This window comes from Peribacillus simplex (assembly GCF_030123325.1).
Classification (GTDB): Bacteria; Bacillota; Bacilli; order Bacillales; family DSM-1321; genus Peribacillus; species Peribacillus simplex_D.
The window spans coordinates 2,261,614-2,275,821 of record NZ_CP126106.1 but is presented as its reverse complement, the minus strand read 5'-3'; the positions used below and the strand labels follow the sequence as shown (position 1 = coordinate 2,275,821).

Below are 14,208 nucleotides of genomic sequence, written 5' to 3'. Positions count from 1 at the left end.
TATGGTTAAACCAGCTCTTTTTTTATCGTTAATTGCTCAAGAACTTCCTCGTTAATTACGATTCCAAGCCCAGGTTCTTTTGTAAGATGGACATATGGAATTTCGTAATCAAGATTCCCAATATCGAGACTGAATAGAAGCGGGCCCGTCAATTCAGTACTGGTAATATTCTTTCGTGAAATGGCCGTATGGTACCCAGCTGCAGATCCGATGGAAGACTCCACCATGGAACCGATTTGGCAGCTGATTCCTGCAGCCTCTGCTGTCTTTGCCAATTGAATAGCCTGATAGATTCCGCCGCATTTCATTAGTTTAATATTGATTTTATCCACTGCATTCTTTTTAATGATTTCGAGTAGATGGGTTCCGTTATGGATGCTTTCATCAGCCATAAGTGGAATGGTCGTTTTTCCCTTAAGTTCAGCAAGACCGTCTATATCCCCCATTCTAATCGGCTGTTCCAACCATGAAAGGTTTAATGGTTCCAGAGCCTCCACTGCCGGAAGTGCGTTGGCAAATGTCCCCCACCCTTGATTTGCGTCGACCCGAATTGGAACCTTCTTCCCGACCTTTTGTCGGACAGCAGCAATCCGTTCTATATCTGACTCAATATCCCAGCCAACTTTAAGTTTTAAAGAACTATATCCTAGCTTGAGAGCTTCCTGCGCTTTTTCAGCCATGATCCCCGGTTCGTCTATACTTAATACCTTGGCGAAAGAGAGGGATTCATGGAATTTCCCGCCCAATAAATCATAAATCGGTAATTTGGCGCTTTTCCCCATCAGGTCATGGCAAGCTATATCAATAGCCGCTTTTGCTGAGGGGTTTCCAATGATGGCGGAATTCATGATATCGTGAATCTTTTCTAAATTAAATGGGTTTTCCTGCTTTACTGCAGGTAAAAGGACATGCTTTAGTACTTCGAATGTCGCAAAAAACGTTTCCCCGGTTACATGTTCATCAGGCACTGCCTCACCATACCCCACCAGCCCGTTATCTGCTATTAATTTTACGATAATAGATGGCATATGCTTGTATGTTTCATAGGAAATGACAAATGGCTCTTTTAATGGCAAATGAACGGCATGAATTTCGATACGTTCAATAAACAAAATTAACCTCCCCTTCCATTGTCGCTATATGTCGTTAATAAAAATAATATATACCAACCTCCTTTTTCTGTAAAGTCTGAAAATTTTAATTTTCAGTAATTTTCTTGAATTTTTCCTCAGGTACATATAAATTGCGGGGTCTTCCTTGCCCATATGGATGTTCCTCTCCAACTCTGGTTAGACAGCCTCCTTCAGTAAGTCTTTTAACAAATCTTTCTGCCGATCGTCTGGTACAACTCATGTATTCCTCCAGCTCTGCTGCAGAAAAAGCCCGAAAATGGTTTATCGAAATAAACTGTTGAATCATTTTTATATTTTTTGCACTCATTTTTAGTTCACTGGCTAATTTTTGAATGGCTTCATCTTCATTTTTCAATTCCACTTTGTGATTCCCTTCGAATAATGGTCCCTTGAGTTTTTGATCTTCATCCACCAAGCAAACTACCGTTTTGTTCCTAAGAAATTTATTGGTGAAAAACAGTGCCTGAGCCGAATGTTTTTCCGCCTCTTGAATCGTATATCCATATCCAATGCCAATTTGGAAGAGGGATTGAAATTCTTGTTCCATTTGTCCGATAATTTCATCATATATACCTGATTCAAATGCCTGCAATGCACCGCGTGTAGTATAAATCAAATATGGATTACAGTATTCAAGTGAAACACGAGCCTGTAATCTCTTACTCAATTTCTGTAAAAAATTTAATAATCGTTCACTTTCATTAGCGTTTTGTTGATAATCTTGAATGGAAATGACAGCAATCTGGGATTCTTCCGTTTTCTTTAGTTTTAATAAGGAGATAGCTCTTGTAAGACTGTCTACTAAGGTGTGTTTGGGCTGGACCATAAATCTGGAAGGAATGGACAGTCTTTGAAGCTCCTGATATACAGCATGTATGCTCGTTAATGCAATATGTGTTTTTCCTTCTTTATGCAGGTTGCTGTGGAATTGAACGAATTCGGCTATATTTAGTGTCTGGGTAATTTCTTCCCTCTTGTATATCCAAGGATAATCTTTCACACATAGTAATTCTTCAACAATTTCCGATTCTTCCAATACATTCATTAACCTTTTTCTGTCCGGTAAATCTATTGAGATTTCATTTATGGTAACCTGTTCCCTATGAGAAATCGATAACAACGAAAGCGCAACTGTCAATTCATCAAATGGGACATAAATAGCTTCCAATAAACCCCTTTTAACTTTTTCGTATCCGTAATAAAAAGGTATGGAACCTGAAAACAGTACTAGATCGGTTTGTTTTCCCGCATTTTCTATTAATAGACGGCTTTCTTCCGGCATGTCATATTGAAAGGAAATGAATTGTACCTCAGGAAACATGGGAAAGTGGATTGATATGGATTCCAAAAAATACTTTGAGCCTATTACCCCGATTTTCATGTTGTTTCACCTCGAAAATGAAATAGTATTTTTATTATACGGCAGAATCTAATTAGTACTAAATAAATTCACAAAAATCATGGTTTGAAAAGTGAAAGTACATCTCTTGCAATTTAAAAATGGGAACCTCTTCACGGAGGTCCCCATTAAGGTTCCTTGTTAAACGGTACATTTCATTACGGGATATCATGTCCCATCGAGCTGGTTAAAATATTGAACCATTGCTCTTTTTCCATGCTTAGGTTTAGTGAATCAATGGCGCTGTCCAACCGTTCTTTCTTACCGGATCCAACAATCGGAATGATTGTTGCAGGATGTCTCAATAGCCATGCATACATCACTTCATCTATTCCGTTAGCACCGATTTCTTCTTTTACGATTTCTAACATTTTTCTTAATCGGGCAGCCTTTTCATTCGATTCCTCAAAGATGCTTCCTCCTGCAAGAGGTGACCATGCCATAGGAGCCACGCCCGTTTGTTGACATAGATTAACGGTTCCGTCCTCGAAGTTTTCAAGATTATATGCAGAAAGCTCCAGTTGATTCGTCACAAGGGGATATTCAAGATAAGATTGAAGCATATCCCATTGCGGTTTTTTGAAGTTCGATACTCCAAAGTTACGGACCTTTCCTGATTCTTTTAATTGATTAAACGCTTCAGCCGTTTCCGCCGGGTCCATCAAGGGATCCTGACGATGGATAAGCAATAAATCAATATAATCCGTTTTAAGATTCATTAGAGATTGTTCAACAGACTTCATTATATGGGGTTTACTAGTGTCATAATGGTGACTTTTATGTGATGGACGGTTTTCTGATTGAAGAACTATGCCGCATTTCGTAACGATCTCCATTTTATCGCGTAAAGATGGCTTTAATGCAAGTGCTTTCCCAAAAATCTCCTCACACGTATAGCTGCCATATATATCGGCGTGATCATATGTAGTGATGCCCCGATCCACCCCATGTTCAATAAGAGCTAGGATTTCATCTGTAGAAAATCTCCAATCTGCCAATCTCCACATACCGTGTACAATGCGTGAAAGACTAAAATCTTCAGTTAGATTGACTCTTTGCATGTTTTTCTCCCCTTTTATAACATGATTAATCTTGCTAATCAGTTGTTTGTTCTGCTTTTCATGATCATCCTTCGTTAATTCAAGGCAGTATCATTGGTACTGCCTTGAACATTAGTATAATTTAAAATTTCGGAGATTCCTAATCTTGAGTGACCCTTATATCCCGAGCATAAATTCATGAACCTAGCTAAAGAAATGCATCGCCGCCTTGTCATGTAATTTCACCCGTTTGTTCCATAAGAAAGAGGCTGCCACAGCAGCCTCTTAAAAGGATTCCATCAGCATGAATCACTTCATTGGTTCCTTTGTGTTTTCTCGTGTAATTCGACGATTTCCATCGCTAAATCTTTTGTTGTCATGGAGGTCATCAGGTGATCTTGAGCATGGATCAGGAGCAATGGAATTTCGAATTTCTCACCGTTCACTTCTTTTTGAATCAATGCGGTTTGGATTTTATGTGCAGCAACAAACTCATAATGAGACCGTTAATCAGGTGAAATACAGTAATAACGAAGCGATAGAAAAGAATAAAGAAAGTATTGCAAAAAGTAGAGAATTCATTAATAAAAAACAAGCACTTAACCCATAGGTTAAGTGCTTGTTTCATGCTGTAGGCAAACTCGATGAAAATCTGGTTTACCTACAGTTTTTTATGGCTTGTACAATTTGGACGTTGCTTTCCACTCCAGGCACTCGCTTTCCGCGGGCGGTCCGGGAGCCTCCTCGGCTTTCGCCTGTGGGTCTCCCGTAGACACGCTGTTCCCGCAGGAGTCTCGTGCCTTCCGTTCCAATCAACTTTGTTTTAACCTTTAGATAGAATCCTTTTGCCTAGAGTCTTTTTAGAAATATTAAAACTTTAGGTGATGAGTATGCTTTCTAAACATGATTCCATTCAGCGAGATCCACTTGAAATGGATCACATTCATGATTAAATGATGTCCCACTGCGGATTCCAAACGATTTCCCAAAGGTGTCCATCAGGGTCTTGAAAGTGTGCAGAGTATCCTCCCCAGAAAGTGGCATGTGCCGGATCAGTTACGATCGCCCCAGCTTTTTTTGCTTTTTCCAACACAATATCCACTTCCTCTTTACTACCTACATTGTGACCAAGGGTAAATTCAGCAGGACTTGTCGGAGACAAAGGAACCTTGGCCTCATGAGCTATATCCCTTCGATTCCATATGGCAAGCTTTAAGCCTTCTTGCAGGTCGAAAAAGGCAACAGCTCCATGCTCAAATTCTTTGCCCACTATTCCTTCAGTTTGAAATCCCAGGCCATCCCGATAGAATTTCAACGATTTTTCCAAATCATCCACACCCAATGTTATGACAGTAATACGCGGTTTCATGATTGACCTCCTTCTTACATTCACCCTCTATTGGCTACCAACGCTTTTAGTTCATCCAGAATACCGATCAAGACTAATTAGGACTAATCCATTTTATAGCTATTTTATCATCCCCTGCTTTAACCGCTCTTTATCCATCAATAGGGCCCCTCTCGATTAAGAAGGGCCTTTAATAATGGATGGCACTTAATCCTCAAGCTCCTTTTTCTTGTTCAAGAGTTGGAGGTATTCCCTATCCAATTCCGCTTTCTCCTCTTCCTTCATAACACTGGACAGCTTCCCAAGTGTCTCGATGAGTTGCACTTCAACCATAAGAAGTTCAGCCTGTTTATCTTGATGACCGTCTTCAAGCGCAGCCGATTTAGTTGATTTCTGATTGATAGCACATACTCTCGGAGGTTCATCTTCAAATGAAAGGGAATGTGTTGAAAGCGATTGAATCAATGAACGATCATGAGTCACAAAAACGATGGTTCCTGGATATGCTTTTAACACCTCGGTTAAAGCCTCTTTAGTTTGAATATCCAGGTAATTTGTAGGTTCATCCAAAACCAGTACATTATAGTTTCCCAAAAAGACTTTTGCCAGGGATGCCCTGACTCTTTCCCCACCGCTTAAAAGTGATACTTGTTTGTGAACATCATTTCCTTTAAAAGCTAATCGGGATAATAGCGTACGAATAAAGGCTTTATTGTAGGGACTGTCCTCCAATATATTTTCTAGTATCGTTTTACTTTCATTCAAATTTTCTTGTTGTTGGGCAAAAAATCCAATCTTTGCTGGCTTCGCGACATATAAATCTGGGTGCCGCTCCACTATCTTTTTCAATAATGTCGTTTTTCCTGAACCATTATGACCATTGATGGCGAGTCGGCAAGCTAGCGGGACATCTCCAAAAATATGCTGTTTCAGCATCCTTGACCCGATTTTCAGGGAACAGCCATTAAATCGAATGACCCTTTTGCTATGCAAAGATGGAAATTCTGAAATATCAAAGATTATAGGGGAATCTTCCCTCGGTTTTTCTTTTTTTGCCAATTTTTCGATTCTGGTTTCAATCGCTTCAGCAGAACGGTTCAATTTCGCCTTCTGTTTCCCGGAGCTCCGTTTATGGAGCCTTGCTTCTGAATTGCCCATTCGTTTAGGGGCTTTCCTGATTGAATCAGATTTGGCTTGGAGGTTTTGTGCAGCCTGTTTCAACCGATTCTTTTCACGGGTATACTCTTCATATTGCTTATTTTCCTTTTCTGTTTTTGCTTGCTTTTGTTTGATATACGCTTCGTAATTCCCTTCATATACAGTTACCTTGCCTTGCTCGACTTCCCATATTGTTGTACACAGATGATTTAAGAAAGCTTTATCATGTGAAGTAAGCAAAATAGCGCCATTAAAAGACTTTAAATCCTTTTCCAATTGTTCCATTCCGGATATATCCAAATGGCTGGTAGGTTCATCCGCAATCAATACATCCGCATTGGAGGACAGAGCTGCGGCGATTTTCCTTCGAGTACTCTCGCCGCCGCTTATGATTTCTTGATTCTCATTGGGCAGTTTCCATATGCTCGTTAACTCCCCGCTTATTTCTTGTTCATTTTCTTCAATTTGCGGGATATAGCTGACTGTTCCATAGCTTTCTATATGACCGGTATCGGGTACCCTCACGCCCGCTAGAATAGAAAGCAAGGTCGTTTTACCTTCTCCATTCCTGCCAACCAAACCAACACGGTCATGGCTGTAAAGATGAAGTGAGTCAACGGAAAGAACTTCACGGTTCCCGTAACTTTTCTTTAAATCATTCGCTTTTAAAAATAACATGAAAAATCCCCCTCTATTTTTCTAGAGAGAGATCGCCTGTTACTAAATTAATATACATAAACCAAATATACCTCATCTGATTTGATAACAGATAAAGCAGTTGTATATGAATTAGTACCTATAAACGAACAGACGAATCCCATCTCTAAACATAATCATTAAAAATCTCACAAGGGTATCTCAAAAGATTCTTGTTCAAATGAATTAGTGATTCACTTCACTCACCAATAAATCCGGTAAGCAAAAAAAGTGACGCGTATTTTCATTGAACATATCTAACCGATTACACCCATTGATATAGATTTAGATTTACTGTTTATTTGATAAGATTACTGCTTCATTGTATAAGGTACCTTTTCCTTCCAATGTAATGAATTAATGATTGCATATTATTCATATGTTTGTAAAGCCATTTTATTCCCTTTTTATTAATGCTCAAGAGAGAGAACTAATTGGGCTCAACATGGACATGAACATCATACACTCCATGATCTTTCATCATCACTTTCTCTACATGGGTCGCTATATCATGTGCTTCCTTAATATCCAGGGTAGAATTGACAAGGATGACAACATCAATCACTTCATTATTCCCGTAATTTCTCCCTTTAATTTCCTTTATCCCCTTAACTCCATCAACATTCGTAATTACATCCTTATATAGATGAATTTTATTTTCATCAAATCCGTCGGAAAGTTCATGCGAAGCTTGAATGAAAATATCCCAGGCTGTTTTGCATATCAATAATCCAACTATGATGGCGGTAAGTGAATCCAGCCAAGGCATATTCAATTGGGAACCGAAAATCCCAATAGCTGTTCCAATACTTACCCAAGCATCGGAAATATTATCTTTTGAAGCTGCCATAACGGCTTTACTATTAATTTTTAAAGCAAGCTTTTTATTATATCGGTATACAAAATACATGGCTATTGCTGATAATACACCTACATATCCTGCAATAATGTCAGGTGATTCCTTTCCACCTTTAAGCATGGAAGCAACTGCATCTATTAAAACTTGTACACCAACAGCAAACATGATGAATGAAGCTACCATCGAAGCAATCGTTTCACTTTTCCAATGACCATAACCATGATCTTTATCGGGGGGTCTTTGAGCCAGCCTTAAACCGATCAGCACGGCAATGGACGCGATAATATCAGTCGTGTTGTTCAAACCATCCGCTTTCAAGGCAGCTGAGTCGCTTATGTATCCTATAACAAGTTTCATGATTGATAGACAAATATAAGCAATGATACTAATGATTGCACCACGTTCGCCTAATTTGAGGTCATTATATTTTTGTTCTTCCATTCAACTTCCCCCCACAATTAAGTACCTGAATATCATATCAACTTAAAAATGGGTGGGTCTATAGCAACCTTTTTGTATCGCTTTATATAAGTAAGTGATATATAACTATGTTGCATGGGGCAAACTATCTGAAAAGAATGATATTGATGAACCCTTGACAAAATCCCCGGATGTTAACGCCGCAAAAATAACGAATCAATTGAGATTTATATCGTTTTTTCGACTGTAAAACAAAATGAAGTTCCGCTTTCGTTTGATTGCAAATTATATTTTATATGTAGTGTCTTGGCTATATCCTCAATTATATTTAAGCCAAGCCCCTTACTTTTACGATCGATATCAAAACCAATACCATTATCCTTGATAATGACTCCATCATTTTCGATGGTTATCACAAGTTTATCAGCCCTCGAGTGATTCAACACATTTTGGAAAACGTTATCGAACAACCTTTGAAGCCACAAGTCATTACTTATCCATTCCAACTCTCCATTTAATGGGTGATATATTAATTCAATACCATGCATGTTATACAAATAGTCCCATTTTTTAACCATCATTTCTATTAATTCGTGCATATTCACTTCATCATTTAAGATATAAGAATTATCTAACGCATCTGTGGATTGAATTTTATATTCATTTGTTAATTCGGAAATATAATCAATTTGTTGATATAGTGATTGCAATAGTGGAACTTGACCCGTATATTGACCTTCTAAATAAAACAATTGTAATTTTATTGCTGTTAAAGGTGTATTGATGTCATGCCTTAATTTATTCAGGAGTTCCTTTTTCATTTCCTCCTGTTGTTTTAGTTCCAATTCCCGATAGGTCGTTCTTTCAATCAATAAGTTCACCGATTTAGTTAATTTCCCGATTTCATCATTGCTTTTAATCTCTAATTTATTCGGAATCTCCTTATCACTGGCTAAATTCCTGATGGTTTCATTCAATATATTGATTTTATTTAATAGTGAGTTAATAGATTTGGAAAATAAGAAGGCTAACAATAACAATGATAAAATAAATACCCCCAGCATTGTAGGATATGCAAAAGATTCATGAAAAGGAATATCATCATTTTTGGTTTTAAAGGCCAAATCATAAATGACTGACATAAGGATACTGATTAACAGTAATATAAATGGTACGCTAATAACGGCGATAAATAATAATAGCTGGTATTTTTTCTTTAATTTCATTTCTTTATATAGGTATTCAATCTATACCCTTCCCCATATATATTTTGGATGATCTCACCGTTGTTATCATTGATTTTTGTTCTAACTTTTTTTATATGAACATTAATGATATTTTGATTCCTTTCTTCGAGCTGCCATAAATATTCAAAGAAATGTTCTTTCGTTAAGATCCGATCCCTATTTTCATATAAATAGAAAAATATTTTACGCTCTATCGCAGTAAAAACCACTTCATTATGCAAGTCATTATTGAATACTTTTTTATGTTCGGCATCTATATATATATGCTTGATTTGCGTGAAAGTGCCATATTGATTATCCAGCAATTTCTGCATTCTTAGTAATAGCTCCCTGGGATCAAAAGGCTTAGTCATATAATCCTCGCCAATTGTCAAACCTTGGAGTTTACTTTCGATATCATTTCGGGCGGATAGAAAAATAACTGGAATATTTAATCCTAGACTATTTACTTTCCTTGTAATTTGATAGCCATCATCTCCTGGCAGCATAACATCCATAATGACTAAATCCATCCCATGGATTATATCTATAATATCTTTTCCTCCCTTCATCCAACGTACATTGTATTCTTCGCGTTGCAAAATTTTTTTCAATAAATCACCAATCATCAAATCATCTTCAACAATTAAAATATTATATCTTTTCATCACAAAGCCTTTCTTTATTCATTTAATAAATTCCATGGCAAGATCATAAATCTCATCTGGCACATATAAATAAATGCTGTGCGTCCCTTTCAGTTTTATTACATCGGCCTTTAATAGTTTCTGTGCAAACTTCTCATAATCTTCATTTTTTTGTTTTGTATATTTTGAATTTTTATTTTCATCGGCAATCGCATCTAAAAATAAAATGGGTGTTTCTTTTGGAAACGGCAAGTTAACTGATTTTTTCCCATTACTGTAACTCTGTATTAGCTCTTGCTCCATATCATCATTAAAAAACTGTTTATATGATAGTGCTTTATATATTTCCTTTTCATGGTCACTTAAGAAAGATTGCCTAATCACTTCGGGATTATAAACAGCAGAAGGAAAAAGACGGTGCAAACCCATTTTCGTTAAAATATTCACTCCTCTTACAGTCAATGAATCTACCATGCCCATTTTATGAGTTACATATTGGTGCGGTAAACCAATATCCAAAGCAATGATTCCCTTTACTTCATTTGGGTATTTTTGTGCCCAGTAAATAGCTTCGATACCTGATATTGAGTGTGGGACCAAAAAATAAGGAGGTTTATTTCCGCTTTCCATTAATGATTTCCTGCTTTGTTCCAATATTGTATCAATATCCCTATCATCACGAAAAACATCACTGTATCCATATCCAGCTCTTTCAATGACTGCAATCTTATTTTCTTTTGCAAATTCACTATATAATCCTTTCAATTCATAAACTGGAGCCGCAATCCCGGAACCGGACATAAAAACGTATGTATCCTCACCGCTGCCTTCCGAATATACATTAATTCCCTTGTTATTAAAATCAACCAATGTTCCTTCTCTAATTAATGATGATTCTTTGCCCTTTTGATAATTATGGTAAATAAAAACAGCCATTGCTACAAATATGATAATAGCAACGAAGGAAAAAAATATATTCTTTGATACTTTCAACATTTTCCTCATAGAGAAAACTCCTTTCAAGTTATACTGAAAGGATATATGTTAAAAATAAATTTCTAATTAATTTTCTTTGAATATTTTCACTTTTACTTTTTTATTGACCAGTGAATATTCATAAGAAAAAGGCTGCGCCAAAGCAGCCCTAACTATTGAAGGAAAGTCTTTAAGAATGAAGTATCGGAAGCCCTCCACCATATTCCTAAGTATAAATAATATTATATGTAGGTTTAATCACTCCGTTTGGATATTGTTTCATGTCAACTAAATCTAATTTTAGACTTGGCTTAACGCTGCCGAAAAGAGGGATGCCTTCACCGATTATGACTGGATTCACTTTCAGCACCAATTGATCAATGAGTTTATGTTTCAATAACGTTCCAGCCAATTCTCCTCCCCCGCAAAGCCATAGCTTTCCATCACCTTGCTGCTTGAGGCTTTCAATAAACGCTACGGCGTTTCCTTCGATAAGTTCTACCTCCCCATTCGATTCAAACTGAAGGGAGCTCGAAAATATATAATGTTTCAAGCCCTTATAGCCCGGTTCACCCGGTTTAGCTCCGAATTGAAATCCAAATTCATATGTTTTACTTCCCATCAACACCGCTTCATATTGCTGGATATCGGATAAAAAGTCTGGGACATGATCTCCTTCAAATAAGAAAAAAGATTGATTGATATTCCCATCCAACATTGCTTGATCGGCAATGAAATTGTCCAGTGAAACCGCTACATGATATACCAATTCTGCCACTTAGCCATCCCTCCAAAAGTGATTTCAACATTTTACACGAACAACAAGTGTCTTATAACTTTCAGATAACCATATCCATTATACTCTTGATATGGTCTTCATCTATTTCGACACCCACTTGCGTACATGTATTTATTTTAGTCTAAGGAATTCTGGGATCATATTCTTTTGTAAAACCGTCAAAGTAATATATATTCGGTAATCAGAATAAAATCCCTTCCAAAGAATTAGCCGTGTCAGTGATATATACCGCTCTTACCACCTTGTTTTCTTGGCGGATATCAAGGAACCGCTTTACCTGGCATCTATCCATGTTCCCGCCCATGTGGTATTGTTTTGAATATTAAGTTAAAAGGAGGCATCATTTCATGTTTGCAAATACTCCCGAACCACCCTATTACGCTTGTATTTTCACATCTAAAAGAAGCGATAAGGATGCTGCAAGATATAATTCAACCGCTGAATTCATGGTTGAACTTGCTGCCCAACAAGATGGCTATTTAGGAGTGGAAAGCGTAAGAGATCCAAACGGTTTAGGAATTACCGTATCCTATTGGAAGTCCCTGGATGCCATAAAGCTTTGGAAAGAAAATGCTGCTCACAAAAAAGCACAGGAAAAAGGGATGAAGGATTGGTACTCGTCATACTCAACCCGAATTTGCAAGGTGGAAAGAGATTATACAAGCCAGTGAGGAAATTAAAATTTCAAGTACTTATTATGAATTTTCAACAATAGAAAAAGACCGCTTTTATTTGATCGTTGATTTCCACTCCAGGCACTCGCTTTCCGCGGGCGGTCCGGGAGCCTCCTCGGCGCCTTTGCGCCTGCGGGGTCTCCCCTGGACGCGCTTTTCTAAGCAGGAGTCTCGTACCTTCCGTTCCAATCAACTGGATTGTTCTTTTAGAAAAAACTCTATGCCAACTGACTTTTCTTCGAGTTTGCTTACAGTCTGGAGGGAGGGTTCGAATGGTTTAATCATAAAAAGAAGACTTGGCTATCCTTCATGGTTTACTTTTATGGATTGAACACTCACTGGATTCAAGAAATTTGCAACACTCCTGCTGAATAACTGGCTAGCTGAGACATCGCAGGCGCTTGCGACAAGTAGGCTTGGCAGTCAGTCGGCGAAAAGGGAGCGGATTTCTGCAATCAACTGGAACGTTTTTTGAGGTGGTGTAAAATTTGAACGTTAATTTCCATTCCAGGCACTCGCTTGCCGCGGAAGTTCCGGGAGCCTTCCCGGCGCTCATTACGCCTGTGGGGTCTCCCTTGGACGCGCTTTTCCCGCATGAGTCTGGAACACCCACTCCATTCAAATGGATGTTTTTTTACTTTAGGCTGTACTCATCACAAACCAGGTTTAAGACTAGTTTATTCTTTATCGATTTTTACTGTTGTATGATACTTTGACCGCCTTTTTAGCGTTTTTCACAATGAATAATGTCATTAAAATCTTCTTTTATGAGTGAGTACATATATAAATCATCGAATTTGCCACATGTATATTCATAATGCCTTAGCAATCCTTCTCTTCTAAATCCTTGTTTTTCCACGAGTTTTTGGGATGGGTGATTATCAGGTTCAATTAACGCTTCAATCCTTTCCAGGTGAAAGTGGCGATAACCATACATAACAACGGCTTCCAATGCTTCACTAGCAATGCCTTTTCCCCAATGATCTTTACTTAATTCATATCCAATTTCAGCTCGATGGTGTTTGGTGACCATATTAAGAAAACCGCAACTTCCTATAACCTTACCGGATTCTTTTAATGTAATTCCCCATCTGATTCCCGTACCTTCCTGGAATATAGATTCGTACCACTTAATTTCATCCCATACGTCATTGACTGTTTGGCATGGATCTAGCCCCATTGGCTTCACTACATCCGTATCAGATAAATATTTAAACATATCACCCGCATCTTCTATTGTTACTTCCCTTAATATCAATCGTCGTGTTTCAATAAGCGGAAATACCTTCTCCATCCAATTCCCCTCCCAAAAGTCCTTTCCATACGTAACTGATTTAATCATTACCTAATTAACGCCGATAATCAACGCTTTATTGTATAAAGAAATAATGATAATAACAAAAAGGCGTCCCTACTTTTGTGGAAACGCCTTTTTTCCGTTTACTTGATTCCTTCATTAATAGAATTCGTTTCCTTTACTGCTGAAATCATTAAAAACACGGGCCTTCTGTTTTCATCTACCATTTCAGGAACACTTTTTAACAATTCATCAGATGGTATCGGTTCCTTTACGGCTCTTACGCTGAATCCAGCACCAATTAAGTCATTTATTTATATTGAAATCGTACGATGATACTTTACTACGTTTTCGGTTAAGAAGGTTGTTTCTCTCACACCTTCGAATTGATAATTGTCTACTGGACAATGCAGATGATTACCGTGATCATCTACATACCAAGCTTGTTCCTTGCGAGAAGTAAAGATTGGATGTTCAACCGAGAAAACAAAAGTTTTGTTAAGTCAAAACGGATTATTTTTTCTTAGTATCTACTGA

General features: G+C 37.7%; 12 protein-coding genes and 2 pseudogenes. 1 reads left to right on the top strand and 13 read right to left on the bottom strand.

Annotation, left to right across the window (positions count from 1 at the left end; genetic code table 11):
- Window positions 1–5: 5 nt before the first annotated feature.
- The 11 genes and pseudogenes from QNH43_RS10805 to QNH43_RS10755 form a co-directional block, all read right to left on the bottom strand.
- On the bottom strand, window positions 6–1,112 hold the full coding sequence (locus QNH43_RS10805; RefSeq protein ID WP_283917827.1) for a mandelate racemase/muconate lactonizing enzyme family protein: 1,107 nt from the start codon (window positions 1,110–1,112) through the stop codon (window positions 6–8).
- 85 nt (window positions 1,113–1,197) lie between these two features.
- Complete coding sequence (locus tag QNH43_RS10800; RefSeq protein ID WP_283917826.1) at window positions 1,198–2,514, bottom strand: MarR family transcriptional regulator; 1,317 nt, start codon at window positions 2,512–2,514, stop codon at window positions 1,198–1,200.
- Window positions 2,515–2,690: 176 nt separating this feature from the next.
- Complete coding sequence (locus QNH43_RS10795) at window positions 2,691–3,593, bottom strand: aldo/keto reductase (RefSeq protein ID WP_283917825.1); 903 nt, start codon at window positions 3,591–3,593, stop codon at window positions 2,691–2,693.
- A 293-nt stretch (window positions 3,594–3,886) separates the two neighbouring features.
- Window positions 3,887–4,063, bottom strand: a pseudogene (locus QNH43_RS10790) (PTS lactose/cellobiose transporter subunit IIA); the annotation flags it as partial.
- A 458-nt stretch (window positions 4,064–4,521) separates the two neighbouring features.
- Complete coding sequence (locus QNH43_RS10785) at window positions 4,522–4,941, bottom strand: VOC family protein (RefSeq protein ID WP_283917824.1); 420 nt, start codon at window positions 4,939–4,941, stop codon at window positions 4,522–4,524.
- 186 nt (window positions 4,942–5,127) lie between these two features.
- Window positions 5,128–6,756 (bottom strand): ribosomal protection-like ABC-F family protein, encoded by a 1,629-nt coding sequence (abc-f, locus tag QNH43_RS10780; protein WP_283917823.1) that lies wholly within the window; start codon window positions 6,754–6,756, stop codon window positions 5,128–5,130.
- A gap of 448 nt (window positions 6,757–7,204) precedes the next feature.
- Window positions 7,205–8,074: a cation diffusion facilitator family transporter gene (locus QNH43_RS10775; RefSeq protein WP_283917822.1), complete on the bottom strand. Its 870-nt coding sequence runs from the start codon at window positions 8,072–8,074 to the stop codon at window positions 7,205–7,207.
- 206 nt (window positions 8,075–8,280) lie between these two features.
- On the bottom strand, window positions 8,281–9,279 hold the full coding sequence (locus QNH43_RS10770; protein WP_283917821.1) for a sensor histidine kinase: 999 nt from the start codon (window positions 9,277–9,279) through the stop codon (window positions 8,281–8,283).
- Window positions 9,276–9,947, bottom strand: a complete 672-nt coding sequence (locus tag QNH43_RS10765) for a response regulator transcription factor (RefSeq protein ID WP_283917820.1) — start codon at window positions 9,945–9,947, stop codon at window positions 9,276–9,278. The genes QNH43_RS10770 and QNH43_RS10765 overlap by 4 nt, the downstream gene beginning before the upstream one ends.
- A gap of 18 nt (window positions 9,948–9,965) precedes the next feature.
- The gene (locus tag QNH43_RS10760; protein ID WP_283917819.1) at window positions 9,966–10,931 is read right to left on the bottom strand and encodes an alpha/beta fold hydrolase; all 966 of its coding nucleotides are present in this window, start codon (window positions 10,929–10,931) and stop codon (window positions 9,966–9,968) included.
- Window positions 10,932–11,127: 196 nt separating this feature from the next.
- Complete coding sequence (locus tag QNH43_RS10755; RefSeq protein ID WP_283917818.1) at window positions 11,128–11,679, bottom strand: dihydrofolate reductase family protein; 552 nt, start codon at window positions 11,677–11,679, stop codon at window positions 11,128–11,130.
- A gap of 368 nt (window positions 11,680–12,047) precedes the next feature.
- On the opposite strand from QNH43_RS10755, the gene QNH43_RS10750 reads away from it, so the two are divergent.
- Window positions 12,048–12,371 (top strand): antibiotic biosynthesis monooxygenase family protein, encoded by a 324-nt coding sequence (locus tag QNH43_RS10750; protein WP_283917817.1) that lies wholly within the window; start codon window positions 12,048–12,050, stop codon window positions 12,369–12,371.
- Window positions 12,372–13,098: 727 nt separating this feature from the next.
- On the opposite strand, the gene QNH43_RS10745 is transcribed toward QNH43_RS10750, so the two are convergent.
- Both QNH43_RS10745 and QNH43_RS10740 read right to left on the bottom strand, forming a co-directional pair.
- Window positions 13,099–13,668, bottom strand: coding sequence for a GNAT family N-acetyltransferase (locus QNH43_RS10745; RefSeq protein ID WP_283917816.1), 570 nt, complete (start codon window positions 13,666–13,668; stop codon window positions 13,099–13,101).
- A gap of 146 nt (window positions 13,669–13,814) precedes the next feature.
- Window positions 13,815–14,165 (bottom strand): annotated as a pseudogene (locus tag QNH43_RS10740) (class I SAM-dependent methyltransferase); the annotation flags it as partial.
- Window positions 14,166–14,208: the final 43 nt, after the last annotated feature.